This is a genomic window from Paenibacillus sp. S28, from assembly GCF_016624415.1.
GTDB classification, from domain to species: Bacteria; Bacillota; Bacilli; order Paenibacillales; family Paenibacillaceae; genus Paenibacillus_AQ; species Paenibacillus_AQ favisporus.
In genome coordinates, this window is sequence record NZ_JACVTM010000011.1 from 66,423 (window position 1) to 92,621 (window position 26,199).

At 51.7% G+C, this 26,199-nt stretch carries 26 protein-coding genes; 10 read left to right on the plus strand and 16 right to left on the minus strand.

Annotated features, from left to right (window positions below; genetic code table 11):
- Positions 1 to 9: 9 nt before the first annotated feature.
- Both IAE55_RS23710 and IAE55_RS23715 read right to left on the minus strand, forming a co-directional pair.
- Positions 10 to 690: a DUF4956 domain-containing protein gene (locus tag IAE55_RS23710; protein ID WP_200634055.1), complete on the minus strand. Its 681-nt coding sequence runs from the start codon at positions 688 to 690 to the stop codon at positions 10 to 12.
- A complete protein-coding gene (locus IAE55_RS23715; protein WP_200634056.1) occupies positions 687 to 1,436 on the minus strand; it encodes a polyphosphate polymerase domain-containing protein in 750 nt (249 codons plus the stop codon). The genes IAE55_RS23710 and IAE55_RS23715 overlap by 4 nt, the downstream gene beginning before the upstream one ends.
- A 298-nt stretch (positions 1,437 to 1,734) precedes the next feature.
- Between IAE55_RS23715 and IAE55_RS23720 the strand changes: the two genes are divergently transcribed.
- Entirely contained in the window at positions 1,735 to 2,412 is a 678-nt protein-coding gene (locus IAE55_RS23720; RefSeq protein WP_105445420.1) for a response regulator transcription factor, read from the plus strand.
- Entirely contained in the window at positions 2,412 to 3,803 is a 1,392-nt protein-coding gene (locus IAE55_RS23725; RefSeq protein ID WP_200634057.1) for a sensor histidine kinase, read from the plus strand. Before IAE55_RS23720 ends, IAE55_RS23725 begins: the two co-directional genes overlap by 1 nt.
- 176 nt (positions 3,804 to 3,979) lie before the next feature.
- On the opposite strand, the gene IAE55_RS23730 is transcribed toward IAE55_RS23725, so the two are convergent.
- Positions 3,980 to 4,267, minus strand: coding sequence for an alpha/beta-type small acid-soluble spore protein (locus IAE55_RS23730; RefSeq protein ID WP_076172276.1), 288 nt, complete (start codon positions 4,265 to 4,267; stop codon positions 3,980 to 3,982).
- 137 nt (positions 4,268 to 4,404) lie between these two features.
- Positions 4,405 to 5,304 (minus strand): LysR family transcriptional regulator, encoded by a 900-nt coding sequence (locus tag IAE55_RS23735; protein ID WP_200634058.1) that lies wholly within the window; start codon positions 5,302 to 5,304, stop codon positions 4,405 to 4,407.
- 158 nt (positions 5,305 to 5,462) lie between these two features.
- Here IAE55_RS23735 and IAE55_RS23740 point away from each other — a divergent pair, with 158 nt between their 5' ends.
- Positions 5,463 to 6,554 carry an oxidoreductase gene (locus IAE55_RS23740; RefSeq protein WP_200634059.1) on the plus strand — a complete coding sequence of 364 codons (1,092 nt, stop codon included), beginning with the start codon at positions 5,463 to 5,465 and terminating at the stop codon, positions 6,552 to 6,554.
- Positions 6,555 to 6,610: 56 nt separating this feature from the next.
- Here IAE55_RS23740 and IAE55_RS23745 read toward each other — a convergent pair whose 3' ends face one another.
- The 4 genes from IAE55_RS23745 to IAE55_RS23760 form a co-directional block, all read right to left on the minus strand.
- Positions 6,611 to 8,089 carry a protein adenylyltransferase SelO gene (locus IAE55_RS23745; RefSeq protein WP_200634060.1) on the minus strand — a complete coding sequence of 493 codons (1,479 nt, stop codon included), beginning with the start codon at positions 8,087 to 8,089 and terminating at the stop codon, positions 6,611 to 6,613.
- Positions 8,090 to 8,383: 294 nt separating this feature from the next.
- Positions 8,384 to 8,593, minus strand: coding sequence for a twin-arginine translocase TatA/TatE family subunit (locus IAE55_RS23750; RefSeq protein ID WP_076172284.1), 210 nt, complete (start codon positions 8,591 to 8,593; stop codon positions 8,384 to 8,386).
- Positions 8,594 to 8,659: 66 nt separating this feature from the next.
- Positions 8,660 to 9,220 carry a RidA family protein gene (locus IAE55_RS23755; protein ID WP_200634061.1) on the minus strand — a complete coding sequence of 187 codons (561 nt, stop codon included), beginning with the start codon at positions 9,218 to 9,220 and terminating at the stop codon, positions 8,660 to 8,662.
- Positions 9,221 to 9,248: 28 nt separating this feature from the next.
- Positions 9,249 to 10,853 carry a flavin monoamine oxidase family protein gene (locus IAE55_RS23760; protein ID WP_200634062.1) on the minus strand — a complete coding sequence of 535 codons (1,605 nt, stop codon included), beginning with the start codon at positions 10,851 to 10,853 and terminating at the stop codon, positions 9,249 to 9,251.
- Positions 10,854 to 11,132: 279 nt separating this feature from the next.
- On the opposite strand from IAE55_RS23760, the gene IAE55_RS23765 reads away from it, so the two are divergent.
- Both IAE55_RS23765 and tatC read left to right on the plus strand, forming a co-directional pair.
- Positions 11,133 to 11,384, plus strand: a complete 252-nt coding sequence (locus IAE55_RS23765; RefSeq protein ID WP_200634063.1) for a MerR family transcriptional regulator — start codon at positions 11,133 to 11,135, stop codon at positions 11,382 to 11,384.
- Between the two features lie 32 nt (positions 11,385 to 11,416).
- Positions 11,417 to 12,187 carry a twin-arginine translocase subunit TatC gene (gene tatC / locus IAE55_RS23770; protein WP_200634064.1) on the plus strand — a complete coding sequence of 257 codons (771 nt, stop codon included), beginning with the start codon at positions 11,417 to 11,419 and terminating at the stop codon, positions 12,185 to 12,187.
- Between the two features lie 146 nt (positions 12,188 to 12,333).
- Here the strand turns inward: tatC and IAE55_RS23775 are convergent, their stop codons facing one another.
- From IAE55_RS23775 to IAE55_RS23790, 4 genes are all read right to left on the minus strand, one after another.
- Positions 12,334 to 13,362: an SMI1/KNR4 family protein gene (locus IAE55_RS23775; RefSeq protein ID WP_200634065.1), complete on the minus strand. Its 1,029-nt coding sequence runs from the start codon at positions 13,360 to 13,362 to the stop codon at positions 12,334 to 12,336.
- A gap of 270 nt (positions 13,363 to 13,632) precedes the next feature.
- Complete coding sequence (locus tag IAE55_RS23780) at positions 13,633 to 14,133, minus strand: DinB family protein (RefSeq protein WP_200634066.1); 501 nt, start codon at positions 14,131 to 14,133, stop codon at positions 13,633 to 13,635.
- A gap of 210 nt (positions 14,134 to 14,343) precedes the next feature.
- Positions 14,344 to 16,446 carry a TerD family protein gene (locus IAE55_RS23785; protein ID WP_200634067.1) on the minus strand — a complete coding sequence of 701 codons (2,103 nt, stop codon included), beginning with the start codon at positions 16,444 to 16,446 and terminating at the stop codon, positions 14,344 to 14,346.
- 310 nt (positions 16,447 to 16,756) lie between these two features.
- Entirely contained in the window at positions 16,757 to 17,836 is a 1,080-nt protein-coding gene (locus IAE55_RS23790; RefSeq protein ID WP_200634068.1) for an ankyrin repeat domain-containing protein, read from the minus strand.
- A gap of 138 nt (positions 17,837 to 17,974) precedes the next feature.
- Here IAE55_RS23790 and IAE55_RS23795 point away from each other — a divergent pair, with 138 nt between their 5' ends.
- Positions 17,975 to 18,355 (plus strand): hypothetical protein, encoded by a 381-nt coding sequence (locus IAE55_RS23795; RefSeq protein ID WP_234489815.1) that lies wholly within the window; start codon positions 17,975 to 17,977, stop codon positions 18,353 to 18,355.
- Between the two features lie 198 nt (positions 18,356 to 18,553).
- Here IAE55_RS23795 and IAE55_RS23800 read toward each other — a convergent pair whose 3' ends face one another.
- Positions 18,554 to 20,062 (minus strand): malate:quinone oxidoreductase, encoded by a 1,509-nt coding sequence (locus IAE55_RS23800; RefSeq protein ID WP_200634069.1) that lies wholly within the window; start codon positions 20,060 to 20,062, stop codon positions 18,554 to 18,556.
- A gap of 454 nt (positions 20,063 to 20,516) precedes the next feature.
- Between IAE55_RS23800 and IAE55_RS23805 the strand changes: the two genes are divergently transcribed.
- Positions 20,517 to 21,008 carry a pyridoxamine 5'-phosphate oxidase family protein gene (locus tag IAE55_RS23805; protein ID WP_089549529.1) on the plus strand — a complete coding sequence of 164 codons (492 nt, stop codon included), beginning with the start codon at positions 20,517 to 20,519 and terminating at the stop codon, positions 21,006 to 21,008.
- Positions 21,009 to 21,090: 82 nt separating this feature from the next.
- Here the strand turns inward: IAE55_RS23805 and IAE55_RS23810 are convergent, their stop codons facing one another.
- Entirely contained in the window at positions 21,091 to 21,444 is a 354-nt protein-coding gene (locus IAE55_RS23810; RefSeq protein ID WP_200634070.1) for a winged helix-turn-helix transcriptional regulator, read from the minus strand.
- 119 nt (positions 21,445 to 21,563) lie between these two features.
- Between IAE55_RS23810 and IAE55_RS23815 the strand changes: the two genes are divergently transcribed.
- Together IAE55_RS23815 and IAE55_RS23820 are read left to right on the plus strand one after the other, a co-directional pair.
- Positions 21,564 to 21,983 (plus strand): YybH family protein, encoded by a 420-nt coding sequence (locus tag IAE55_RS23815; RefSeq protein WP_200634071.1) that lies wholly within the window; start codon positions 21,564 to 21,566, stop codon positions 21,981 to 21,983.
- 109 nt (positions 21,984 to 22,092) lie between these two features.
- A complete protein-coding gene (locus IAE55_RS23820) occupies positions 22,093 to 23,166 on the plus strand; it encodes a hypothetical protein (RefSeq protein WP_200634072.1) in 1,074 nt (357 codons plus the stop codon).
- A gap of 162 nt (positions 23,167 to 23,328) precedes the next feature.
- On the opposite strand, the gene IAE55_RS23825 is transcribed toward IAE55_RS23820, so the two are convergent.
- The gene (locus IAE55_RS23825; protein ID WP_200634073.1) at positions 23,329 to 24,885 is read right to left on the minus strand and encodes a P-loop ATPase, Sll1717 family; all 1,557 of its coding nucleotides are present in this window, start codon (positions 24,883 to 24,885) and stop codon (positions 23,329 to 23,331) included.
- 156 nt (positions 24,886 to 25,041) lie between these two features.
- Entirely contained in the window at positions 25,042 to 25,398 is a 357-nt protein-coding gene (locus IAE55_RS23830) for a winged helix-turn-helix transcriptional regulator (protein WP_144025448.1), read from the minus strand.
- A 164-nt stretch (positions 25,399 to 25,562) separates the two neighbouring features.
- Between IAE55_RS23830 and IAE55_RS23835 the strand changes: the two genes are divergently transcribed.
- On the plus strand, positions 25,563 to 26,153 hold the full coding sequence (locus tag IAE55_RS23835) for an NAD(P)H oxidoreductase (RefSeq protein WP_200634074.1): 591 nt from the start codon (positions 25,563 to 25,565) through the stop codon (positions 26,151 to 26,153).
- Positions 26,154 to 26,199 lie beyond the last annotated feature (46 nt).

A 26,199-nucleotide genomic window follows, 5' to 3' on the forward strand; every position in this document is an offset into this window, starting at 1 on the left:
TCTTTTCGTTTAATATTCCTGCACCGCAGGAATCATCGTCAGCGTAATGTCCAGATTGCCGTTGCGGGTCCGGATCGCGTCCAAAAATTCCTTCTGGTTCGTCTGCGGCCCCATTTTCACCGAGTAGACCACCTCATAGAGGCTGCCGAGCTCGGTGGTCTTGACCTTTTTCAGTTCATACTCAACGTTGTGCTTGCGGAAAATCTCCTCAAATGCCTCTTCGTAACCGAGATTTTCCGGGATGGTCACCTTGAGCGTCTTGATCGCGTCTTTGCGGGTGCCGAATTTGATCAGCTTCAATACGTACATCAGCGCGCAGAGGATCACTGTAAACAGCACAGCATACCCAAAGGCGCCAACCCCGGCGGATAACCCTGCCGCCATAGAGAACAGAACATAGGAGATGTCCTTCGAATCTCCCGGCGCACTCCGGAACCGGATGATCGAGAAGGCGCCGGCCAGGCTGAACGCCCGGGCGATGTTGCTGCCGATCAGCATAATAATGATGGCCACGATTGCCGGCAGCACCATCATCGTTAAGGTGAAGCTCGGCGAATAGGCAGGCTGTGTTTTCATGTAAGTGAAGCTGATAATGGCACCCAGTACGATGGCGATGGCCAGCGTCAGAAGCGCATGAGATAACGATAATGCCGTGTCCGCAGCGGACGAATTCAAAATAGAATCGATCATAAAACAATTCTCTCCCTTTCCACAACTGGTGCATTCGCATGGCGTATCGATTTCTTATACTCGTTCCCGTATTTGGAGAAGCTTGTACGGTACATCTGATGCTCGGAGAGCATTTTGGACAGCCAGACCGGAACGGTCTTCTCGGCCTTGACCTCCATCAGCCACTGTCCCCGCTCCATCAGCTGATCCCCGTAATCCCCGGCCTCTAGCGCAAGATCGTACCGCCGCGAGCGGATGTTGGTGTCGAAGGTAATCCGCAGATCCCGGTTCCCCTTGCAGAACAAGGCGATGCGGTCGTATGCCAGATACACCATCGGTTTCAGCTCGTACCGGCTCAGAAAATACTCGATCTCGCTGACCACCTGGCGGTTCATGCCCTTTCGGAACTCCGGCGGCACCCCTGTACGGACGAATTCGTATGCCTCATGAAGCTTGAGCGAGGTTCTTCTTTTGTTCACCAGGCCGAACACCTTCTTCTTCAGCTCCAGATATACCTTGGCATCGCTCTCCGGGACGCCATACGACCGGATCCGCAGCTTTTCCCGGTATTTGGGCTTGGCCAAACTCGTTCGGATGAGCGTATGATGCTCCGTATCGTAGTACAAGTTGCTGATGGTGTAGAACTTGTTGTCCTTGTTGTTTTCATCCGGTTCCATATATGCCATCAGGTCGTTGTAAATGTTGTAAAAAGCCTTGGTGTCCATCAGATACTTGTTCTCATACCGGTTAAACACTTCAATAGCCATCGTCATTTCGCTCCTTTCGTTTATGCAGATTCACCCGGGCTCATCGCCCTTCATGTTTGTAGCTTAATGGCTTAACCTTTAACGAATCTTAAACATTGCGATAACATCCCGTTTACATGCCGATTACAAAACAAGTGCACCATTGTACAATAAGGGACAAGCGAAGGAGCTGAGGTTCAGGTCCGCCCGGCCGCAGCCCGAAAGGCTGCCGTTCAAGGCGTTAAAGGTTGATTAAAGGTTCGCTTCTTATAATTAAGGGACAATAACGCTGCACTAGAGGTATGAAGGAGATTCGATCATGCGGATATTAATTGTGGAAGACGAGGTTAACCTGGCCGAGGCACTGACCCAGATTTTGAAGAAAAACCATTACTCCGTCGATGCCGTCCACGACGGCCAGACGGGACTGGATAACGCCCTCAGCGGGATTTATGATCTGCTGCTGCTCGACATTATGCTGCCGGGGATGGACGGAATTACACTGCTGAAGACGATCCGGGCCGAAGGCATCGCAACACCGGTCATCATGCTCACTGCCAAGGGCGAAATTACGGACACGATTACGGGGCTGGACTGCGGGGCCGACGATTATGTCGCCAAACCGTTCTCGACGGGCGAGCTGCTTGCCCGGATCCGGGCGGCGCTGCGCCGCAAAGGCGAGGTTGTCCCCGAGGACGGCCTGAAATTCGGCGATATCGAGCTGAACACGTCCACGCTCAAGCTGAGCTGCAACGGGAAGGAATTGAAGCTGATTTTGAAAGAGTGCGAGCTGCTCGAACTGCTGATGCTGCGAAAGTCGGCGGTGACGTCCAAGGAGCAGATGATCGAGAAACTGTGGGGTTTTGACTCCGATGCGGAGCACAATAACGTGGAAGTGTATATTTCGTTTCTGCGGAAAAAGCTGGCGTTCCTGAACGCCTCGGTGCGGATCAGTACGATCCGGGGCGTCGGCTATGTATTGGAGGCGACTTCTTAATGTTCAAGAAGCTGCGCAACCGGTTCCTGCTGATGAACATGGTCATCATCACCATCATCATGCTGGTCGCCTTTGCCACGATTTACGTCATTACTTATCAAAACGTGCGCCGCGATATCGGCATGGAACTGGAGCGTGTCTCGGAGTTTTACCACAAGGATGGCGGGCCCGGAAAGCAAAGCCCGGGGAAAGGCTCCGGGCAGGGCGGGGCTTCGCTGGCGCAGACCGGAAGCGGCGGTAAAACGGGCAGCCTGTCCGGCACGGGCGGCAGCGCCCCACAGATCCAGGGTTCCGGAGGCATCAGCGGAGAGCTGCCTGCCACGGGAGATACCGATCTACGCCGCCCCCGGGAAGGGCAGATCCCCCCGCCGGAGCTGTCGGTATCCTTCGAGCTGAAGACCGACCGGGATTGGAATCTCCTGTCCAAGAACACGAGGTTTGATATGGAGGATACGTTCTATGAGACGGCCAAGGAAGAGGCGGCTTCCAAGCCCGTCCGCAACGCCCAGTTTACGCTGGAGGGAACGCGCTGGGCTTACAGCGTGCAGCAGACTCCCAGCGGCTATTCCATCGTATTCCTGGACGTGACGGCACAGCTGAAAATCATCACCAACCTGATCTACACCTTTTCCATCGTGGCGCTGGTCATGCTGGCGGTCATCTATCTGACGAGCCGATATTTCGCCAACCGGTCCATCGAGCCGGTCCGCGAAGCCTTCGACAAGCAGAAGCAGTTTATCGCGGACGCCTCGCATGAGCTGAAGACGCCGCTTGCGGTCATCAACACGAACGCTGATGTGCTGCTGGCCAACAGCGAGGAGACGATTCGGTCGCAGTCGAAATGGCTTCAGCATATTAAATCAGAGACCGAGCGCATGAAGACCCTAACCAACGACCTCCTGTACCTGACGCAGATGGACGATGCGCGGGGCCTTATGATCTTTGTGCCATTTGATCTCAGCGAGGCCGTCGAAAGCGTCATTCTTACGATGGAAGCGTTCATTTTCGAAAAGGAGCTGTCTTTCACTTACGATATCGAGCCGCGTCTGACCTTGACCGGCAGCAGTGAGCAGATCAAGCAGGTCGTCATGATCCTGCTTGACAACGCCGTCAAGTATACCAATCCGCGGGGCTCGATCCATCTGAGCCTGAAGAAGCAGCATAACCATCTGCTGCTGCGGGTAACGAATACGGGCGAGGGCATCGCCCCAGAGCATTTAGACAACATCTTCGACCGGTTCTACCGCGTCGACGCCTCACGCTCCCGCAAGCACGGCGGATATGGCCTTGGCCTGGCGATCGCAAAATCGATCGTCGAGCAACATAAAGGGAAAATGTCCGTGAAGAGCGTGCCGAACGAGAAAACGACGTTTGATGTGCAGCTGGGGTGAGCAGTACAGCCATTGAACAAGGGACCGGTAAGCGACCGACTGTAACGATAGCGAGATAGAATAAATAAAGGCACCCGTTGGGGTGCCTTTTTTACATATAAAAAAGTATAAGCTTCGGAGACTCCAGCGCAATCCTTGCTCTCTAAGAGAAGCCGCCATGTCACAGCCTAATGCCGCTACTTCTGCCCGTCCTTCTCCGCCAGCTGCTGCTGGGCCAGCCGGATCATCTCGCGGACCATCGAGCCGCCGATTTTGCCTCCGACATGGCCGACCGATTCCGTCGTGAGCTCGCCGTTGCCGTCCGGACTGAGCGGCACGCCGAGGTCTTTGGCCACTTCGTACTTTACGTCATCCGGCCGGTTCGGGTCCACGTCATACCCTTCGCGCCGCATGACTTCTGCTTTAAACGTCTGCATGTCCCTGGCAACCCCTGGCACCGCGTATTTTCGGTTTCTTCTGGACATCCTAGCTTCATCTCCCCACTTGTTTTCCCTTAACATGCCCGGAGACAGCCAGGTCCATCCTCCCTAAGCGCTGCCTGTTCCTGCCTTCCTGTATGAAGGCTTTAGTATGGGATCAATCCAGAAGGTATCTTTAACGCTTAAACATTTGCATAGCCTGCCAAGTTAAACCGCTGTCCTGCCCTTTGTACACATGCGGCGAAAGCAAGGAACGCTTGGCTTTGGAACTGCTCCTTCCGGGACACCAATCGCGTGGTCACAAATTGGTATTGTTCGGGAACCGGATACATGCGAACACCATCTTCATCCGCAGTCGCAGTAACCGCCATCCGGGTCAGAAACGCACTGCCGATTCCCGCACGAACGCAATTTAGCATGGTCTCCAAAGTGCTGACCTCGATCATATTCATACATTGTTCCTCTTTGCTATGGAGCCAATCTTCGTTCGCAGCACGCAGTGGGCAGCCCTTCGGAAACACGACCCATGCAGGATTCCCCGTCTTAGCAAATGCTTCTGTTCCTTGACCTGCAGGCGTTAGGAGCACCACTTCTTCCTGTATTTCAAAGGCGATCTGCAGTGAGGACAGTTCAAACTCCCCGGTCAAGAAGGCGCCGTCCAAGCGCCGATCCAGAACTTTCTCGTAATTTTCCTTCGAAGTTGCAGTTACCAAAGACAAGCTCACCTCAGGGTATTGGGTCTGAAATTCGGACAGCGCCTGAATAAATGGGGCCGTTGAAGCTATCGTCTCCACCACGCCGATCGACAGTGGACCGCAAGGATAGTCGGGCTCCTTGACAGCCTTGGCTGCCTCCTCGGCCAGCATGAGAATGTCCGAGGCATATTGATACAAAACAAGTCCTTTCTCGGCGAGGACTACCCCCTTCGGTGTCCTAAGAAACAGCTGCGCCCCCAACTCCGATTCCAGCTTTCGCACCCTTGTAGTGAGGTTGGACTGTACATAGCCCAGCTTCTCAGCTGCGCGGGTAATGCTGCCTTCCTTCACAATAGCCATAAACACTTTCAAGTCGGTTAGCTCCATCTCCCAAAACCTCCGGTTCAATCCCATCAATTTTTTTAATGAGCTCATCTATAGCAATCATTTTACGGTATTGAACAGGCAGGATACAATCATCTCAGGTCAACAACCTGGTGTAAACGAAAGTCCGCTATCAAAAAAATAAAGGGAGGTTTTTAAATATGAAGCAATATCCGAAGCTTTTTAACGGTTATATGCTAGGTACCCTACCGCTTCCGAATCGGGCGGTTCTGGCGCCGATGACACGCACCAGTGCGGAGCCGAACGGAGTGGCTAACGATCGTATGGCACGTTATTATTCCCGTTTTGCAAAAGGGGGATTCGGCTTGATCATCACGGAGGGCTTGTACCCGGATGAGGAATTCAGCCGGAGTTATCATCATCAGCCCGGTATCGCCAGCATAGCACAAGCTGATTCATGGATACCGATCATTGAGGCCGTGCACCGGGAAGGTGGGAAAATCATTGCCCAGTTGATGCATGCAGGCGCGTTAGTCCAGCATCATGCTTTCACTCCGGTCGCACCGTCTGCGGTGCAGCCTGTTGGAACGATGCTGGAGGATCACGGGGGCAGCGGCGAGTTCGCTGTTCCAAAAGCTATGACGCTGGCAGAGATTCGAAGAACGATCGAAGGCTTCAAGCAGGCCGCTCTCCGCGCTAAGTACGCCGGATTTGACGGTGTGGAGATTCATGCCGCCAACGGCTATCTGCTCGATCAGTTTATTACGGATTATACAAACCGGCGCACGGACGATTATGGCGGCGTGACAAGCCGGCGCATCCGCTTCGCAGTAGAAGTCCTTAGAGCCATCCGCTCCGCCGTTGGCCCGGATTATTTGGTCGGCGTTCGCATTTCGCAAGGGAAGGTGAACGATTTTGACCACAAATGGGCTCATGGGGAAGAAGATGCAAAAATCATCTTCGGGGAGTTGGCCGCAGCTTCCGCCAGTTACCTTCATACGACCGAGTATAAGGCATGGATGCCCGCCTTCTCGGATGGGGGGCCGACCCTTGCGGAGCTCGCCAAACGATACAGCGGCCTTCCCGTGATCGCCAATGGAAAATTGGGTGATCCTGAAAGGGCCGAACAAATGCTTATTGCAGGAGCAGCCGATCTGATCGCCGTCGGAACCAGCGCACTGGCCAATCCGGATTGGGTGAACAAGATACGGGAGGGGGGCACGCTGCGAGCTTTTGATCACCGTTTTCTCCAGCCGATGGCCACATTAAAGGAAGAGGAAGTATTAGGCTAAGAAGTGTTCCTACAAAAAAAGGGCCAGCTCCGCTGGTCCTTTCTCATGATCTTGTATCAGGTTCCGCAATAGGTCCGATACCCGTACGTCGTCTCCGGTACGATGGCATACTCGGCCTGTTCCGGCGTATGCGCGTAAGGATCTGCCAGAACCTGCAGCAGCTGGTGCATCACTTCGTAATCGCCGTCCTGCTCCGCCGCCTCCAGCGCTTCCTCCACCCGGTGGTTCCGCGGAATCACCGCCGGATTGCTGTCCCGCATCAATTGATGCGCAGCCTCTTTGGTTTCGGGCTGCCGGTCAAGCCTTGCCTGCCAGCGCGTATGCCAGGCATCGAACTCTTCGATGCCATGCAGCGGAGTTCCCTCAAACCGGTCAAACGTTAAGGCAAGAAACGTATTGGTGTAGTCGGCGCGATGCGTCTTCATGAGCCCCAAGAGTTCTTCGATGAGAGCCTCGTCCTCCGGTTCTTCATGGAAGATCCCAAGCTTCGCCCGCATCCCTGCAAGCCAGTATTCATTAAACAGACCAGCAAAAGTCTCGACCGCATTCTCCGCCAGTTTAACGGCCTGCTCCTCGTCCTCATGCAGCAGCGGCAGCAAGGCTTCCGCCAATCGGGCGAGATTCCAGGAGCCGATGTACGGCTGGTTGCCGTAGGCATACCGGCCTTGTGAGTCGATGGAGCTGAACACGGTGGCCGGATCGTAGGTATCCATAAAGGCGCACGGACCGTAGTCGATCGTTTCCCCGCTGAGGGTCATGTTGTCCGTATTCATGACGCCGTGGATGAATCCGACCAGCTGCCACTTCGCGATCAGAGCGGCCTGGCGCTTGATCACTTCCTGCAGCAATATAAGGTAGCGATTTTCACCGGAGGCAAGGTCTGCATCTGGATAATGCCTCTGAAGGGTGTAATCGGCCAAAGCCCGCAGGTCATCCGTCGTGCCTGCTCCCCGCGCGAACTGAAACGTGCCGACGCGGATATGGCTCGCCGCCACGCGGGTCAAAATCGCGCCCGGCAGCTCTTCCTCGCGGGTAATGGACTGACCTGTGGCCGTCACGGCCAAGCTGCGGGTCGTCGGAATGCCAAGGCCATGCATGGCCTCGCTGATGATGTATTCACGCAGCATCGGCCCCAAGGCCGCTCGTCCGTCGCCACCACGGGAGTATGGCGTTCGGCCCGCTCCTTTGAGCTGAATATCCACTCGCTTGCCCTCCGGCGTGACCTGCTCGCCCAGCAGGACCGCCCGCCCGTCGCCCAGCATCGAAAGATGGCCGAATTGATGCCCTGCGTATGCCTGAGCGAGTGGCTGCGCCCCTTCCGGAATGCGGTTTCCCGCCAGTTCCGCAGCTCCTTCATCGCTCATGAGCGCCTGAGCGTTTAATCCGAGCGACGCCGCCAGCGGCTCATTGAATGCCACGATCCGCGGCGTACGCACCAGCACCGGATCCTGCCGGGTATAAAACAGATCCGGCAGCCCGGCGTAGCTGTTGTCTAAATGCCATCCCGCCTCCAGTTTTCCTTGTGTATCCGTCATAAAGGTCTCCTTTTTCAATCCTAGTCAAATCATTCTTCGCATGATGACAGCCTGATTGTCTTATGGCCAAGGCCGGTTCCACTGCTTCATATCCTGTGCCGTATCAAATTTATTATGCGGCCCAGAACTGCAGCAGCCAAACTATGCCTGGTTCTTCCATTATAAAAGAACACAGCGGTGGAAACCATGATGCGCTTCGGCCGGTTCAACGCAAACAGCCCTGCCATTCGTGTTGAATGACGGGGCTGGCTACACAGGGTGGCCGTTGATCGGCGGATACGTTGGTCCTACCCTTTATCCTTTGATTTTAATGATACCGGACTCTCGCTCACGCTCTTTGTCTTCTTCTTTATCCTCACCGACAAGGTCCCTGGCGGACGACTTGAATTCGGAGAGCGTGCGGCCAACCGCACGGCCCAGCTCCGGCAGCTTGGAGGGCCCGAACAAAATCAGCACGACGACCAGAATCATCATCAACCCGGCAAATCCTACGTTTTGAAACATAGCCAATCAGCTCCTTCTCATTTGTCATGGAGAACATTCCGCCTTAGCGAAATCCGTGCTCCTGCCTCACTTCTTCTTCGAATCCGGCTTCACGGCCACCGCTTCGATCTCGATCAGCCAATCGGAATTCACCAGGCTCGCCACACCTACCGTTGAGCGGGCCGGCTTTACCGGATTGGCTTCAGTATTAAAGAACTGAGCATAGGCATCGAACCAACCCGTATAGTCAAACGTGCCGCCCTTCTGGGCGTCAGGAGCGATGTATACCCGCAGGTAAACGACATCTTTCAGGCCAAGGCCCTGCTCCTTCAGCTGCTTTTCGATTTCCTTCAAAATGCCGATGCCCTGCGTTTTCGTATCCCCGTAGCGTTCATAGACCGTCTTGCCGTCCTTGTTCAGCACCGGCGGGACGGTGCCGCTCGTGAACAAGTATGATGCGCCTTCGGGAACGATCACGCCGCTGGATATGGACGACGACGGGCTTCCGTAAAATGCCGGCGCTGGCGCCGTCTTGATCGGCTTGGCCGGTTTCGCCGGGGTATGGGCGGCGCTGTCGGCATATGCCGTGACGCTGACGGTGCCAAGCAGAACCGTCATCAGCAGCGCCGTTTTCATTTTTTTCATCATAAAAGACCAGCCCCTTCTAGATATGAATCTATGATTTCATGACACGCTGATGGATATCGGTGACCACCTCGCGGGCAGACTCGATCGCTCCGGCCTGCCAAGCGGTAATGTAGCTGATATGCTCACCGGCCAGGTAAATCCGGTTGTCAGGCTTGCACAGTGTCGGATAATACGTTTTGCGGTCGTTTGCTGAGTATGAAACCCAGCCGCCCTCTTGATACTTGATCGTTTTCCAGTTGATCGAATAGGAGGATTCGAACTCTTTTGGATACTGCGGATGGATCTTGGCCCCCTGTGCCAGCGCCAGCTTCTCACGCTCCGCGTACGACATGGCTCCGAGCTTATCGGCAACCCCGCCGTAGGCATAGTAGCCGAGGAGGACTCCCTTTTTCCCGAAATAATCGGTCGGCGGGTAATAAATCTGCGTAATGTCCATATTCGTCAAGCTGCTGCCCCCGTACAGGTGCTCATCCTCTTCCCAGAAGCGCCGCTTGAACTGCAGCCCGATCTTTCCGGCTGAGGCGTAGTTGATGCTCTGAATCGCCTTGGACATTTCGGGGGAAAAATCAGCGGGGATCTTCTTCAGCACGGATAACGGAATGGTGCAGATGCAGTAATCCCCTTTGACCTCCTGCTCCCGGCCGGATGCCATGTCGGTGTACACGATTCTCACGCCCGACGAGGATTGGCGGATCTCCTTGACCTCGGCCCGGAATTTGATCCGATTGCCAACCCGCTTCTCGAACGCCTTCGCAATAGCGTCCATCCCGCCGATCGGGTGGAACATCATCATCTGCTGGTCGTATTCGTACTCATTGCTGAAATACTTGCCGAAGCCGGAGTTGATGATCGACTTTAGATCGAACGGATCGCGGAGAACCCCGGCATCAAGCCGGCTCCCCGGCTCATCCTTGTATCCGCCGCGCTGCGAGCCTTTGTAGAACAAATCGGGGTTCAGGTCCCCCTCCACCTTTAAGTAATCGACGAGCTTCATCTTCTCTTCCGCCGTGAGCGGAAGATCGAGCGCGTTCTGGTCAACCGCCTTGGCGAGCATTTCCGCGACGTAGCCGCGTACGTCCGCTTTGGCAGCCCGTTTCGGCACCTTTTGACCGGATAAAGCGCCGACGTTTTCGTTGTAGTAATAGCCGCTTTCGTTCACGTTGTTGAACGGTTCGATCGCAACGCCGAATTTCCGGCAGTACTCCAGGGTGACATGGAACTGCGGAATGCGCATTGGGCCGGCATTGAAATACAAGCTCTTATCGAAGCGGGACGTTTGGGTACCCGAACCGATTTCTGCCTCTGACGTGCCACCGCGTATGGTCCAGCATCGGCCGCCAGCCCGGCTTTTTGCCTCGAGAATCGTGCAGTCGTACCCGGCCAATCCCAGTTCGTACGCTGCCGTCATGCCGGCGATCCCGGCGCCGAGAATGATGATTTTTTTACCGCCCCGTCCGCTTAAGTGCAGATCATTCGGGCCCGGCGGCTCATATTCGGCGGCCTTCATCGTCTCCGGCGACAGCAGTCCCATCGTTCCCATCAGGCTGAAGACGGCAACGGATCCCCCTACTTTGCCGACGGTCGACAGAAATTGTCTGCGGGTCATCTCTTTCGGTTGCTCCTTGATTGTCACCTCGATCACTCCTTCGCTAGTGGAATGGAACCTCTTGAGGCGATCTTAGCAAAGAAATTTAGTTTTCGGTGAATTTGTGTAAGGATTTCTTACAAGAATTTTTTATTTTTAAAAACCGATTGCATTTTTATTGGGTTTTCCTTAAAATCATGTCATAATTTCTTCCACAAACATCTGTTGGTGTGTCTCTTCTCTTTGTTTTATCTTCTTCTAGGTTTCAATCCTGGCTGTTTCTGCAATGGTCCGGGGTTAACTATACTTGCACAGGAGGTAAAAAGCATGGAGAGCAAGGTGATGAGCATTGGGGTCGTCTGCGAGCTGACCGGCTTGTCGGAACGCCAAATCCGGTATTACGAGGAACGGAAACTGATCTTCCCGGAACGGACGAAAGGAGGTAACCGCCGATATTCTTTTGAAGACGTAAGGGCCATTCAGGACATCTATCAAAAAATGCAGGAGGGATTTAATACGCTGGAGCTGAAGGAAATGAAAAAATCGAAAACGCCGCGCTGCACGCCGGCCTTCCGGTAACGGACATGACTTGGGAGGAGTGATCTTCGCCTATGGTAGCGAAAAATACGATGACCCTGCTTGGGCATATCGCCGAGCTTAGAAAACGGATCCTTTGGATCGCCGCCGTATTCATCGTCAGTATGGCAGCCGGCCTGTTTGCAGCCCCTCATATCCTGACGCTGCTGCGGACGCATTCCCCACTCCACGTCGCATGGAACGTCTTCTCGCCATGGGACGGACTGCGGATTTATATGAGCATTGCCGTGGTACTGTCGCTGCTGCCGACCATACCCTTTGGCATGTACCAGATTTGGCGGTTTGTCAGCCAGGGACTCAAGCCTGGCGAGCAAAAGGCGGCGGTCCGCTACATTCCGTTCTCTGCATCATGCTTTCTGGTGGGCGTGGCCTTTGCGTATTTCGTCGTCTTTCCGATGAGCCTGCGCTTTACAGCCGGCATCAACCGTCAGATCGGCCTTGTGGAGACCTATGGGGTATCCCAGTACTTCGGGTTTATGTTCAATATCATGATCCCGCTCGCCATTGCCTTCGAACTGCCCGTGATCGTTATGTTTCTGGCCCGGATCGGGATCTTAAACCCGTCGATTCTAAAAGGAATGAGGCGTTACGCGTACGTCGTTCTGGTTGCCGTGGCTGCACTCATCTCGCCGCCTGACCTCGTCTCCCATCTCATGGTGGCTGTTCCGCTCATCGCCTTGTACGAAATCAGCGCTTGGCTGACCGGTTGGGTGCATCGCAAGAAGCAACGTGCGAAAGAAGCATTGGAGCATGCCGTCACGGATGGCTCCTATTCGGCAACCTAAAAGTACGGAAATGGGACTGCCCCCTATGACATAAAAAAGGAAGCTGGCTCCCTGCGAGGGAACAGCTTCCTCTTGATTTTTTGGCGCGATATTGCTGGGATTCCATCCCCGCTCACGCGTTCATGGCGAATTTGTTGTCACGGGCCCTAGGCGTTAACTAGTCCGCGGACAAAGGTTTCAAAATCGGGCGCGAGCCGGGTGATCTTACGCCCGTTTGCCTGTTCTACATGCACAACCTCAGGCTCTCCATCGTTGCCGGAGCCGCGGTAATCCAGCATGACCACGCCGGACTCCTGCGGGCAGTCGCAAATGACGACGCCGAACTCCGGATAACCACCGTTCTCGATGATAGACCGGCTGCCGGAGGCCCCGCAGAGCGACTTGGCTTTGTCCCGGCCGATGCCGAACATGCCGTTAATCCGGACCCCGCTTGGCGCCCCATCTGCGGCTTCACCCAGCGGGAAGTACCTGCTGCGGGGAATGCCCCCGTTATGTATTCTCATCATCTGCACATAAAACGCCGGCAGCTTGAACACCAGTTCCTCCTGCACGGAATCGATCAGATCATCCGTCGGCGGAGCCGAAACATACGATTCTGCATCGGGATCAGCGTCGTTCCAGAAGTTGTTGATATCGAAACCCTCATTTGGCGAGCCATACTGCACATCTAAATTGGCTTCGTCCGATGGGATGGCATTCACCGAAGCCACGGCCGCCACGGCACCGTCCGTTTCATCGGTTTCCCCGGCTTCATCCGAGCCGCTGTTGTCTTCCGCCGAATCGTCTGAATCCAAATGATCATCCGTCTCTTCCTCGAATTCCCCGGCCTTCTTGGCACGGATCCATTCCAGAAACTCCAGGGTATCCTCATCCCCCGGCTCCAGCTCATCGGCACGGGTAAACTCCCGCTCGGCGTCATCGTACTGCTCCAGGTAATAATAGGCCAGTCCAATCCGGTAATGCCAGAGCGGATCTTCCGCCCCTTCCTCGGCAACAGTCAAAAACTGCTGCACCGCCTCCTCGTAGCGCTCCAGATTGTTCAGTGCCCGGCCTAAATGGCCGACCAGCTCATAATTCCGCTCCTCCGCAGGAATTTCCGTTACGGCCTCTACGATGCGTTCGTATTCATCCTCTTCATGCCATGTCTCCAGCTGTTCCAACAGATCCTCGCTCATCCTCATTCCCCCTGCGATATACTCTTGCTGTGATTATAGCATTTTCCGAAGGCGGTTCTCCAGGCCGCGGCAGCATCAAGGAGTTGCATAGCATTTATGAAAAAAGCGTCTATGATGTTAGACGCTCGTTTCGGCCAGGTTTTGCTGCTAAGGACTCTCATCCCATACAAAAAACCTACCGAAGATATGTTGGATTTCACTCTACATACCTACCGTAGGTCCGTCAATACAATTTAATCATTCATAAGGGTAAAATGGCGCCCAATGATTTTACAGCGGCGGCTGCTGTACCCCCAGCTTCACCCATCCTTCCTTCGATGGCCCGTAGACGGCCGGTATGCCCAGTCCCGCTTGACGCATAAGAACCGTCGCTTGACCCCGATGATGCGCAATATGCTTGATCAGCCCCATCAGGATGGAGGCATTGGATTCCATTCGCCCAAAAGCATTCTGTTCCTTGCTAAGAGATTCATCGGTCCACTGCTCTTCCAGTGCCTTGGCGGCTGCCGAGCTGACCGTGCGGAAGGTATCCGCAATCTCTTTAGCGGAAGGGACTTCATCCGGATTTGCGACCTTATCCATCTTGATGCCGAATTCATTCAAATAGTCAGGGATATTCGAGACAAAATGCCAGGCGATCCTGCCCAAAGTCCGTCCTTCCGGATAGACCTGCTGCCCCAGCGATTCATCCGTCAGCGCATCCAGAACCCCCTGCGTCAATTCGGCTTCCTTGTTCCATTCCTTAATAAAATCCTGTACCGTCACATACATCACATCTTCCTCCTTTTGATGGTTAAAGTTTCTTACGACCAGCCTCTGCTTCCTTTCGGCCTTTCATACGTCCATCTTAGCCCATATTGGTGACAGGGTTTGTCATAGTTGCGAATTTTATTAAAAAAATCAGGAACGCAAAGAACCGACGCATGATCGCCATGAGTCGGTTATCGGTTAATCTCTTTACGTTTTTCGGTATATCCGAATCTACAACATATATTCCGCCATAATTTCCTCGATATCATAAGGAGTTACCCCTTGCTCCACTGAGAACACCGCATCGGCCTCCCCCGGAGTTTCGGTCAGCTCCCCGCGGGCCTTGGCATGGAGCGTGAACAGATCATATAGGTCCGGTTTCCGCAAAGTCGTCATCGCTTTGCCCATCAGGACCATCCCTTTTTGGTTCCCCTCGACGTTGTTGTAGTAGTACGGATGCCGGGTCAAAGACAGGTCCGTCCAGATCACCGTGCGTTCCACCAGATCCAAGATTACGGGGATAGCAATCTGCGTATCGGCGGTGACATCGATTTTGTTCGCAACCGTACCAGGCTCAAAAATTTCGCCGGACCCGGGCTTCTTCCGCATCATCCAGCCCGTAAAGCACTCCGGCAAATCGCAATACGGCTGGCTTGTGAACGAATGCAGCGTCGCCACAATATACCGTCCGCCATAATCGACAATGGAAGGAATGTGCAGATCGATAAACTCGCACGCGCCTTGAGGGGCCGTAACGATATCTCCGCTGTGCACAGCCCGGTACTTGGATGACCGCAAATTCGTATACGAAATATGCTCCACATACTGCCAGTCGCGGTCGTACATTACGGCGGACAGGTCGATGTCCACGCGCCCCGTCGGCTTGCCATCCACCAGGCCCTCTTTCCACCAGCTGAAGAACCGGATCGTATCTCCTTCCGCCATCGGCACCCGGCTGCCGCGCACGATCGTATGCAGCGCTTTGCTGGCAGAGCGCCCGGAGAACGGCACGAGGTAGCTTTGGAGCCGCTTGTCGACATACACCTTCCCGAGCGGCGGCAGGGCAGAGAAGCGCCCGATTAGCGCCTGCTCGCATAGTTGCACGATGTCCCGGCATGCCTCCTCGTCAATCTCGGAAAGGTTGTTCCGAAGGGCAAACGCTTTGGCAACATTCCCTTTTGGAAAAAAGACGCGCAATTGCTGCCGTTCACGGCGGCGGGCAAAATGGTTCTTCACCTGCAGCAGCACCGGCGTCGATACTTCCTTAACCACCTCGCCAAAAGCCAGCACGACATACTCCGTATGCTCGGTGGACCGGAGCAGATGATCGAGCCTTCTCGCCATTTCGCCCGGACGCTGCATTAAGAGATCGATCAGCGTCCAGACGTTCCGGAACTGGAAGGCCAGCTCCACGCTTCCGTTAAAGGACGTGAACGGCTTGTCGTTGCGCACGACGTCAAAGGCTTCCTCGCACCGCCGAAAGCGATGCTTATATTCGGAAGGATGCAGAATTTCGCCCAGCCGAACCCAGCGCTCCTTGTACCGCAGCATATCTTCCGTGATGGATTGGCACTTCTCGAGCAGTCCCAGCAGCAGCCGTCGCTCGCGCCGTTTGAATTTGCGGAAGCGCGTCGCCTCGGCCAGACTGACGTCGCCGTCCGACCATGCGGCTGCCAGCCGAAGGACATCGGTCGCTGTCCGAAAGTACCGTCCGATCTGCTCCAGATTGGCTTTGTCATGCTTCATTAAGGACGCAGCAATGAATGCCGCATTTTCCTTGAACGGGATGTCGTCCGGAAGAAGCACTTCCAAATCATCCGCGCCGGCAAACGCAATGACCTCATCAATATCCTGCTTGTCACTATCGGAGATGGAGCCTTTGGCTTGAATCAACCGGGAGATCAGGCTCATGAATTCCGCACGGCTCCCCAAACCAATCACTTTCAGGTTACCTTCATCCTCCAAGGGCAGCCGGTCCGCATGCCCATACGCCGGTACATTCAACGTCAGGTAATGATAAATCGCATTCAGATACAGCTCGGCATCGCTATGCTCCATGACCTGCATCGGAAAATCCGGGTACATCGGTTTAAACTTCACATGAGCCCCGACCATAACCTGTAAATCCGCAACCAGTTGTTGGTATAATGCTTCAAACTGCACTTTAGATAAGTCCTTTACCGCGTGCAGCAGCGCATGCGAAAACGTATATCCCAGCGCTTCGATATTTTTCAGGGCGGATGCCAAATAGGCCTTCGGGAGCGGCTCGCCCCCCTGCCCTTGTTCCACGATCAGATGATTGGCTCTTCGTAAGTAGATGGTATTGATATTCATATTAAAGAGTCCAGGAAACCCATGCCCCTAATTTTTAATAAGGGTTATAGAAGGAAGGAGCATGATAGCCTGGACGCCTCCTCTCTGAATCAAAATCCTTCAGGGAAGCGGCGGCCCTATGTTCGCCAAATGAAGTTAGAAGGAAGGACCGCCATAGCCTGAAGGTCAAGGGCTTCGGGTTTTGCTGAACCCGAGCCTTTGATGTCCCCATCTTCCCATACTCCGCAGCGCGCCAACAGGGCGAAAGTATTACGATGTATGAAAAATCATCCAGATTCGTCCGGATCATCCTCAGGCACCATTCCGGTTTCTACAGCTCTCCCTCCAGAAAACGAACCAGATACGTACCAGGCTGCTCGAGGAACTCTCCCAAACGGCACAGGTCCGAATAGTTGTCATGCTCGACGTCATAGCAGCCGATCCATCCTTTTTTCTTCGGATTCCACATGAGCTGAAGATCCGAGTAGTTGTCTATGTCTGCCGATAGGCGCAGCAGCTTCTGCCGCCCGATCTTGATCGGGATCGTGTCGGTCAAGGTGAAGAAATCGATATGCCGGATATCGTACTCATTGGGGGCTAACTCAAGGCGCAGACGGTCACCGGTTAACAGATCGACCAGCTCCTCCGGTAATTTATACGCTCTCAGCTCATGCTTCTTATTCGCCACGTCATGAAATTCCGGCGGTTCCAGCGATTTCAGGTAATCCGCCAGGACTGCGTTCTTTTGGCTGACCGCGATCGTATACGGCCGTTCGCCGTCCTTTTCCGCTAAGGTCACATCGGCACCCCGCTCGACCAAATACTTGACCATATCTAAATTTCCCATGCGCGCGGCCACAGTTAACGGCGTTGCTTCGTAAGGATAGACTTGATCCGGCTGGTTGTAGTTAATGTCCACTCCCTGATCGAGCAAATAATTGAGGGTCTTATAGTCATGATCGGACACCGCCTGGCGAAGTACAGCCCCGCCGTGCAGCTTAATATCGAGGCCCAGCTCCTGAATGAGCGGGATGTTGCTTTTGTTGCCATAGTAGGCCTGCGAATACGCGCCAGAGCCCACTCGATTAAGCATGTCCATTCTGGCACCCTGCGCGGCGATGTAGCGTACCATCCCCTCTTTTCCGTAACGGACAGCCCGCAAAAAAGCCGGACTCTGTGCGTCATTGAGATTGACGCCGTGATCTACCAGCAGCTTAACTACATCCAGCCGTTCCGCGATTACGGCAAGTTCAAGCGGACTTAACGCAGTATACCGACTAAGTACGATCCCCTCCTCCATATCCCAACCCTCCGCGATAGCATTCCGCAAAGCCGGAATATTCCCTTGATAGATATGCATTGCGATTTCTGGAAGCTCCTCGAATTTCCCGATATCTTTTAACTGAATCATGATTTCCTCTCCCCTGCCCGAATGATCAAACATGATTTATTTGTAAATTCGTAGACGGATCCTCTTGGCTGCATTAAGCTTAATATAATATACTTGGGTCCATTTACCTGAATTATATTAAAAATGGAAGCGAGGTGCATGCCATTGACGACGATTGTTATGATCATCATTATCTTTTCGTTACTTACCGCCTCCCTGACGATTACATTTGCCATCAGAACGGTAACCCGTCAACGTAAAGGGCTATCGCAGCGCAAAACCATCCTAACAAACGGCACATCCGCGCAAGCCGTCATCCATTCCATTCAGCAGACGAATGCGCAGCTCGATAATCAACCGGAGGTCCTGCTTGATTTAACCGTCACCATGCCGGATGGCGAATCTCATCACACCATCGTAAAAACGTTTATCCCGATCGTGAATATTCCCTCCTTTCAGAAAGGCTGCGTCGTTGAAGTAAAGTATATGACGATCGCTGGCGAGCCAAAGTTTGAAGTCGTCGGTGCTTACGTTCCTTGACCGGTGTCCTCTGCAAATGCAAAACGGCCCTCATCCCTTGAAGCTCAGGGTGAAGGCCGTTTTATTTAAGATTATAGAATTTATAAATTTCAGCGAAGCTGAACCATTCTATAATCGCAAGAAAAACTTCAATTAAACGCGGTCTGTCTTCTTTGAAGGTACGTCGATAGACGTTTTTCTTATCATATATCGCTATATTTACATCACGTTGGCCGAATGCAATCCACGGTTGAGACCGAGCGTGCGTGCCGTCGACGTATGAATTTCGCGGATCAGCCCCGGATTTTTCATCAAAGGCGCGCCATAAGACGGAATCATTTCCCGAATCTTCGGCTCCCACGCCTTCGCATGCTGAGGGAAGCATTTTTCGATGACCTCGAGCATGACGGAAACGGCGGTGGAGGCCCCCGGAGAAGCCCCCAGTAAGGCAGCAATGGATCCGTCCGAGGCGGTCACGACTTCCGTACCGAACTGGAGCGTGCCTTTGCCGCCAGCTTCCGTATCTTTGATGACCTGCACGCGCTGGCCGGCCACCAGCATATCCCAATCCTCGCTCTTGGCGTTCGGGATGAACTCACGCAGCTCTTCCATACGTTTTTCCTTTGACAGCATCACCTGCTGGATCAGGTACTTGGTCAGCGACAGGTTTTTGGCGCCTGCAGCCAGCATCGTGAGCACATTGTTCGGCTTGACCGAACCCAGCAAATCGAACATGGAACCGGTCTTCAGAAACTTTGGCGAAAAGCCCGCAAACGGCCCAAAGAGCAGCGACTTCTGATTGTCGATAAAGCGGGTGTCCAAATGCGGAACCGACATCGGCGGCGCACCTACTTTGGCCTTGCCGTACACCTTGGCATGGTGCTGCGCTACCACTTCCGGATTGTTGCACACCATAAAGAGTCCGCTGATCGGGAATCCGCCGATATGCTTCCCTTCCGGAATGCCGGATTTCTGAAGGAGCGGAAGACTTCCGCCGCCACCGCCGACAAAGACAAACTTCGCCGTATGGCGTTCGACGCTGCCGCTGCTCAAATTGCGTATTTTCAATTCCCACGCGCCATCGCTGGTGCGTTTGATATCGTCCACACTGTGCTTGTAATGAATACCAACGTTTTTGCTCTTCAAGTGCTCAAACAGCATACGCGTTAAAGCGCCAAAGTTGACGTCCGTTCCCGAGTCCATTTTGGTGGCCGCGATCGGTTCATCCGAGGTCCGGTCCTTCATAATGAGCGGAATCCATTCCATCAGTTTCTTCGGATCGTCGGAGAATTCCATCCCTTGAAACAGCGGGTTTTTGGACATCGTCTCAAAACGTCTCTTCAAAAATGCCACGTCTTCTTTCCCCTGAACCATACTCATATGGGGGAGCGGCATAATAAAGTCCTGCGGATTGCGAATCAAATTACTCTTGACCAGATAAGACCAGAACTGCATGGAAACCTGAAATTGCTCGTTGACGCTAATCGCTTTGCTGATATCTATGGAACCATCCGGTTTCTCGGATGTGTAGTTCAGCTCGCACAAGGCGGCATGCCCCGTTCCTGCGTTATTCCATTCGTTCGAGCTTTCCTCACCCGGGCTTGCCAGCTTCTCAAACACTGTAATTTTCCAGTTCGGTACTAATTCTTTCAACAGTGTCCCCAAAGTCGCACTCATGATACCGGCACCAATTAAGATAACGTCTGTTTCGGTTTGTCTGTTGCTCATAATTACCGTCCTTACACGCTAGTATTTGAAGAAAAGATGTAGGCGCTCTCAAGAGGCAAGCCAGAGTGCGACCCGGTTATCCACCTTTTCTGATGAATGATTACCTAATTCATAGTATAGCACTATTCTGTGGACTGTTAAATGATTGTCGTGCGTATAACTCGGAAATAGACAAAAAACCAAAGGCCATCGCCCGGCAGCATACCGGAATCGCGGCTTTGGTCAAGGGATAGTCTCCTAATCTAATGAATTTGCCCACTCCTCTGCGGTAAGCCGCCCGGCCTGCTTCGGAAAAACCTTCTCGGTCAAGACGCGATGAACCTCGGGGTATAAGTATAGGCCTGCTCATAAAGGGATTCAAATCAGGAGTGGAATCAGCCCAATTCTCTTGGTTTGGCAGAGTATAAATAAGTGTAATACTAATAAAAACACACACTAGGAAAAGGTGAACAAAATGACAAATCCAACTCCGGATAACCAAGAAGCGATCGAGAAAGTACGCGATTTGATTAAGGGCATCGACACGGCCATGCTGACGACCGTCTCGGAAGAAGGGCTGGTTTCACGTCCCATGAAGACCCAGGACATCGAATTTGACGGCGACCTGTGGTTCCTGACCAAGAAAGACACAGAGAAGTTCCATGAACTGCTGCAAAACCGGCAGGTCAACGTGGCCTATGCCGGTAAGTCCTTCGTCTCCATCCGCGGTGAAGCCGAGCTGGTCAACAGCACCGAAAAGCTGAAGGAATTGTGGAACCCCGTTTACGAGCAGCTGCTGGAAACGAACTATGACGATCCGAACCTTGTGCTCATCAAGGTACAGGCCGAAGCGGCCGAGTACTGGGATGCCGGCAACAAGTTCAAAATGGCCAGGTTCCTGTTCCGCAGACTGATGGGTAAAAGCAACGAAGGCACCAATATGAATCGAACTGTGGAATTGGATTAGGATAAAAAAACGGACGCCGGTTCTTAACCCGCGTCCGTTTTTATTTTCATATCACCGTGGACTTACATCGACATGACTCGACTCAGCTTGGCGGATCAGCAGCCGCCTCCTGTTTTTGCTGTGAAATATAGTGCTCTCCCACTTTCATGATCTGCTCCAAAATGGGCTCCAAACGCTGGCCAAACTCCGTCAGCGAATATTCAACTTTTGGCGGCACGGTCAAAAATGCATTTCGCTGTACGATGCCGCCTTCTTCCAACTCCCGCAGCTGTGTCGTCAGCACATGCCTGGAAACGCCGGGAACTCGCCGATGAAGCTCGCCGAAACGGCATTTTTGCTGAAGCAGCTCGTAGATAATCTTCGGTTTCCATTTCCCGTTGATCAGCTGCAGTCCCACATCTACCGGACAACCAAATGTTCCATCCTGATAAGGCATCTTTTCCTCCTGCTGGTCAGGTTTTTATGACTAAGTCATCTATTTCTGCGTACTTCAATACCGGTGAAGGTTCGTATAAGCTACCTGTATATTTCCATTATACGAAAAGAGGCGAGCTTATGAAGCTACCATTGAACTTCAATCCGGTCATGCGGCCGGAGGACATGAATGCTGCTTTTGCCGAGGCCTTCAACTCCGGCGATATCAACGCACTGCTAACGCTATACGAACCAAATAGCATTTTGATGAACCCGGCCGGCGGGCTTGACCAAGGAATCGAAACAATCCGTGGAACGCTCGAGGATCTGCTGCAGCTGCAGGGTCGCATGACGTCCAGGAACATTTACTGCATCCCATTCGAAAATATCGCTTTGCTGCGTGCCCATTTCATCCTTCATACACGGGATGGGAACGGCAACCCGGCTCAGGTGGAGGGACATACGTCCGAAGTGATTAGACGCCAAACTGACGGAAGCTGGCGGTACATCGTAGACCACCCTTCGGGCTCTGAAACTTTGGAACGAATACGTTCAGGCTGAGGATTTTCGCAGAAGGTTATGCCCGCTTCACGTCGAACCTCTAAAGCAGCGTGTTAGCGGCCAGCAAGCAAATGCAAGCAGAATGATTAAGGAACCGAGGAACAGACAAATGACACTTCAATCGCTATATAACGAATATTTGAACATCAAATTCAATAGAGGATTCGAGCTTGAGCAAACGGAGGGCTTTGAATACGGCCTTTTCGAGGATGGCAGCGCCGAATTATTTTTTGCCGGTCCTGATGACAAAACGTTTGTGGAATGGGCAGACGCATTACAGCCGAAAGATCCCCGGTACACGGCCAACCCCGACTGGAAGCCGCTGCTCTCGGGTTACTTTCCGAACCTCGATGTGTACGACGAGCAGATCCTTTATTTTCTCCTGTATACGATCAATTCGACGACGTCCGTTGCCAGTCCCCATCCTTACCGTGCAATGAATGACTTTATGAAACATTACTGTTTTTTTCAATTGGGACAGTTGACGGATGCGGTCCGGTTAAACGATGTGCAGAAAGAGCAGCTGAGGGACTTTTTCTTCTTTTTCTACCTTTATGCCCACCCGGTTAACGAGGAAACCCTGTACGGCTTTTCTTTCCGCGGCCGGGATTTGGTTCATACGAAAACGGGTATCCGCGTAGAGCGCTATTTTTCCTTATACCACGATTACTACTGCGACAAGCACGATGAGTATAAGGATCGATTGCTAATCACTCCTCACGAAATTCAGGACGGTAAACATCTCACGCTCGAGCTGCTAAGATCGATTGAGGGTAAATCATCCAAGCTGCTTATGCCTTCAGAAGAAGGGTTTGAGACCGTACTCCGGCTGATCCATGATGTGGATGAGCTGCTCCGGATTCACTCGGAACATCAAACCAGATTTTTCGATTTGCTAAGAGACGCTCTCTTGGATGCCGGAACCAACCCGTATCGAGAGTACGGCTTCCGCATGCTGCTTCAGAATTATGTCTGTTATATCCTTTATTTTCAGTTTGATGACATTCATGATTTGGTCGATCATCTCAAGGACACCCCGTTAGTATGCGAAAAAATCGTCAACATGCTCTTTGCGGACGCCATTTTTATTCAGAAAATCATGCGGCAGCACCGGATCGATATCGCTGAGTATCAGGACGTAACCGGATTTTTCGGTAAAGAAGCCCGGGAGATGTATTTGTAGGGTGAGGACAAACCATAAAAGAAGATAAATGATCCCCTAAGTAAAGCACAAAAAACGAGAGTAGCCTAGTCAGCAATTCTCGTTTTTCTGAATTCCAAGCAGGGAGATTAGACAAGAATAATAAGATCTGTGTCAATGAGGTACTAACAAATCTACATTGTCTTACCCTAATCCCAAATCATTCCATAAAGCGCGATGCACTGTCATTTTCTCTTCAAGTAACAAGTCGGTATCTCCTCTATATGCCCATCTTTGTTTACCATTCGGCAAAACATTACCAATAATTCCTATTTTAAATAAGTGAGACAATATACGGTTCAAACGTAACTTGTCAATAGTTTCTTGGACATCATCATAAAGCACATTTAGTTTTCGAACCCTATCCTTTACCTCCCCAAAGGTAAAATATGGTTTGAATCCATATAATAGCCTTCTAATTACTTCTATTTCTTCTTGTCGATATGTTGCCCGTAATTCTTCTGTCATTTCAACCCAACTCTCGATTGAATATTGACGTCTTATCGCATCAAATGTTTGATGGTCGAAGCTTTCTTTACGAGGGTATTCTTTTTGAGCTAGATTTAATAGTCTTACAATATCTCGAGGTCTATACCAAGTATGATGCAATAAGTATTTTGGTGTATCAGTCTCTTGAACTTGTTCTGGAAACCAGCTTTTCCACACTTCTTCTGGATTATCTCTGTATATTCCATGATGTTGTTCAGAGGTAATTAATCTTTTTACAATCATTTTTAAAATTGGATGCTGTGTTATATCTCCTCCAGATTGATTCCACATTATATTTATGCCAAAGTCACCTAATGGTTTGTTGATCTCCTTACCAACGGTAGAAATAGAAGAAATGACCTCGGATCTAACACCACAGATTATTTTAATATTTGCTCTTTGTTGTTTAAATAATAGGTTCATCGACTCAACTGCAAGAATTAGGTCTCGCACCATCCTTGCATCTCGATCAAACGATTTTTGAGTCATAAATGAAATCTCTAACTCATCAACGAAAATATTTAAATGAGTGTCACTAGGGATAAGTTTTTCAAACAAAGCCTCTGCCTGTCTAACTATTGGATTAAATTTCACCCTTTTCTGTTCTCTATCCTCAAAGTCAAGCTCCAATCCAAGTTTACCTTGAATTGCGTGAAATTCTGCTGACACCTCAACTGTACCTTTTTTTACTTTAGGGAAGAATCTCCTAATACCAGAGACCTCATCCCCCATATTGGGAGCTGTGACACATGCAACATATTTATCCCAATCTCGATTTCTCTCAAATACATTCAACTCATTCTTTTCAATCTGTAAAACAATATGCCTATGTAAAAACCACCGCCAAATTGCTTCAAAGTCCTGTTCATCGGGAATTTCTTCTTGCTCGACAATTGTTGTTCTGGCTGCACGTGCTAAATCCTTCTTATCGTCCTCATTGAATTGTGTTTTAAATAAAACAAATGAGTTAACAGCCCCAATACTCTTCTCAGCATAAATTCCAATATACCTCATTAATGCTGTTTTACCCGTTCCTTTGAGACCGGTTATATAGAAAAGACGACCAGCCAAGAAATTATCTATGTTTACATTCTCAGGAACAAGGAAAGATGTCTCGAATCTAAATCTCTCCTCCTCCGTATTTCCAAGCAACTCATGCTTGGCATCAAGATTACCTAAATATAGATCACTTAATTCCAATACCTTTTTCATAATATTCACCCCAAAATGACAATTTAGTAATATTGTACCATAGCATTATAGTAATTTTATACCACTTATATCATCTTACCCCCGCTTAATTCAGCTAAATTAAAAAGGAGCTGCCACGACATGCTCCTTTTTTCATATATGCCCTATCGATTCTCCTCATTCCGAACAGGAACATCTCCAATCACGCAGATTCATATACTTCTCGCCCCACTCATCCAATTGATCCAATATCAATTTCAGCGACTTTCCCAGCTCGCTCAGTTCGTAGACTACTTTCGGCGGAACCTGATTGTAAGACGTTCTCGTTACGATACCGTCTTCCTCCAGTTCCTTGAGCTGCTGGATCAGCATTTTTTGCGTAATCTCGGGAATTGCCTTTTTTAATTCGCTCGTTCTTTGCGGTCCGTCCCCACAGTTCAAATGGCATAAAATCAACAGCTTCCATTTTCCCCCGATCACCTGAAGCGTCGCCTCTGCGGGGATGTTAAACGTCCGTGTGGTCTGCATTTCCATGGGATTACCACCCTCCTGTCGATTCCGATGAACGATTACTTTCCGGTGAGTATATCACTTTAAAGTGTCTATATCACAAAAAAGTAAGTACTTCCCATTTATCACAGCATACCTGATAATTTTACCGTACTCTTATGAAATTTGAGAGAGGGAAGGTGACATCGATGAAAATTTTGACGGTTGTATCGCATCCGCGGGCGAACTCCTTAACCTTTTCCGTGACAGAGAGATTTATCCAGGGACTTGCCGACGCCGGGCACGAAACCGAGGTGCTGGATCTGCATCGCAGCGGCTTTAATCCCGTGTTGTGGGAAGCCGACGAGCCGGATTGGTCTTCGGATCACAAAGTCTATTCGCCTGAGGTGGAAGCGGAGATCGCACGCATGAAACGGCATGACGCGCTCGCCTTTATTTTCCCGATATGGTGGTACGGCCTGCCGGCCATGCTGAAAGGATATATCGACCGGGTATGGAACAACGGGTATGCTTACGGCGCAAGTCACCTGCATCATCAACAAGTGCTGTGGCTTGGTCTGGCGGGAGCTCCGAAAGAGCACTTCGAGAAGAGGCAATACGATACATTGCTCTCCCAGCTTCTAAACGTCGGCATAGCCGATTACTGCGGAATCTCGAACAGCCGGGTTGAGATCCTATACGATACGCTCGATTCCAGGCCGGAAGTTTTCGATAACCTCCTGACGCGAGCTTATCATTTGGGACGGCATTACGACAACGTTTCAGAGGCTGTGAATTAATCGGGGAGCGCTGCGGAAATCCGGGTCCGGCTCGAAATAAAAATGA

Bases quoted from the DNA above. Each gene is read 5' to 3' on its own strand.
- IAE55_RS23710 (WP_200634055.1), bottom strand. From the start codon at position 690: ATGATCGATTCTATTTTGAATTCGTCCGCTGCGGACACGGCATTATCG.
- IAE55_RS23715 (WP_200634056.1), bottom strand. From the start codon at position 1,436: ATGGCTATTGAAGTGTTTAACCGGTATGAGAACAAGTATCTGATGGAC.
- IAE55_RS23720 (WP_105445420.1), top strand. From the start codon at position 1,735: ATGCGGATATTAATTGTGGAAGACGAGGTTAACCTGGCCGAGGCACTG.
- IAE55_RS23725 (WP_200634057.1), top strand. From the start codon at position 2,412: ATGTTCAAGAAGCTGCGCAACCGGTTCCTGCTGATGAACATGGTCATC.
- IAE55_RS23730 (WP_076172276.1), bottom strand. From the start codon at position 4,267: ATGTCCAGAAGAAACCGAAAATACGCGGTGCCAGGGGTTGCCAGGGAC.
- IAE55_RS23735 (WP_200634058.1), bottom strand. From the start codon at position 5,304: ATGGAGCTAACCGACTTGAAAGTGTTTATGGCTATTGTGAAGGAAGGC.
- IAE55_RS23740 (WP_200634059.1), top strand. From the start codon at position 5,463: ATGAAGCAATATCCGAAGCTTTTTAACGGTTATATGCTAGGTACCCTA.
- IAE55_RS23745 (WP_200634060.1), bottom strand. From the start codon at position 8,089: ATGACGGATACACAAGGAAAACTGGAGGCGGGATGGCATTTAGACAAC.
- IAE55_RS23750 (WP_076172284.1), bottom strand. From the start codon at position 8,593: ATGTTTCAAAACGTAGGATTTGCCGGGTTGATGATGATTCTGGTCGTC.
- IAE55_RS23755 (WP_200634061.1), bottom strand. From the start codon at position 9,220: ATGATGAAAAAAATGAAAACGGCGCTGCTGATGACGGTTCTGCTTGGC.
- IAE55_RS23765 (WP_200634063.1), top strand. From the start codon at position 11,133: ATGGAGAGCAAGGTGATGAGCATTGGGGTCGTCTGCGAGCTGACCGGC.
- tatC (WP_200634064.1), top strand. From the start codon at position 11,417: ATGGTAGCGAAAAATACGATGACCCTGCTTGGGCATATCGCCGAGCTT.
- IAE55_RS23775 (WP_200634065.1), bottom strand. From the start codon at position 13,362: ATGAGCGAGGATCTGTTGGAACAGCTGGAGACATGGCATGAAGAGGAT.
- IAE55_RS23780 (WP_200634066.1), bottom strand. From the start codon at position 14,133: ATGTATGTGACGGTACAGGATTTTATTAAGGAATGGAACAAGGAAGCC.
- IAE55_RS23785 (WP_200634067.1), bottom strand. From the start codon at position 16,446: ATGAATATCAATACCATCTACTTACGAAGAGCCAATCATCTGATCGTG.
- IAE55_RS23790 (WP_200634068.1), bottom strand. From the start codon at position 17,836: ATGATTCAGTTAAAAGATATCGGGAAATTCGAGGAGCTTCCAGAAATC.
- IAE55_RS23795 (WP_234489815.1), top strand. From the start codon at position 17,975: ATGCCATTGACGACGATTGTTATGATCATCATTATCTTTTCGTTACTT.
- IAE55_RS23800 (WP_200634069.1), bottom strand. From the start codon at position 20,062: ATGAGCAACAGACAAACCGAAACAGACGTTATCTTAATTGGTGCCGGT.
- IAE55_RS23805 (WP_089549529.1), top strand. From the start codon at position 20,517: ATGACAAATCCAACTCCGGATAACCAAGAAGCGATCGAGAAAGTACGC.
- IAE55_RS23810 (WP_200634070.1), bottom strand. From the start codon at position 21,444: ATGCCTTATCAGGATGGAACATTTGGTTGTCCGGTAGATGTGGGACTG.
- IAE55_RS23815 (WP_200634071.1), top strand. From the start codon at position 21,564: ATGAAGCTACCATTGAACTTCAATCCGGTCATGCGGCCGGAGGACATG.
- IAE55_RS23820 (WP_200634072.1), top strand. From the start codon at position 22,093: ATGACACTTCAATCGCTATATAACGAATATTTGAACATCAAATTCAAT.
- IAE55_RS23825 (WP_200634073.1), bottom strand. From the start codon at position 24,885: ATGAAAAAGGTATTGGAATTAAGTGATCTATATTTAGGTAATCTTGAT.
- IAE55_RS23830 (WP_144025448.1), bottom strand. From the start codon at position 25,398: ATGGAAATGCAGACCACACGGACGTTTAACATCCCCGCAGAGGCGACG.
- IAE55_RS23835 (WP_200634074.1), top strand. From the start codon at position 25,563: ATGAAAATTTTGACGGTTGTATCGCATCCGCGGGCGAACTCCTTAACC.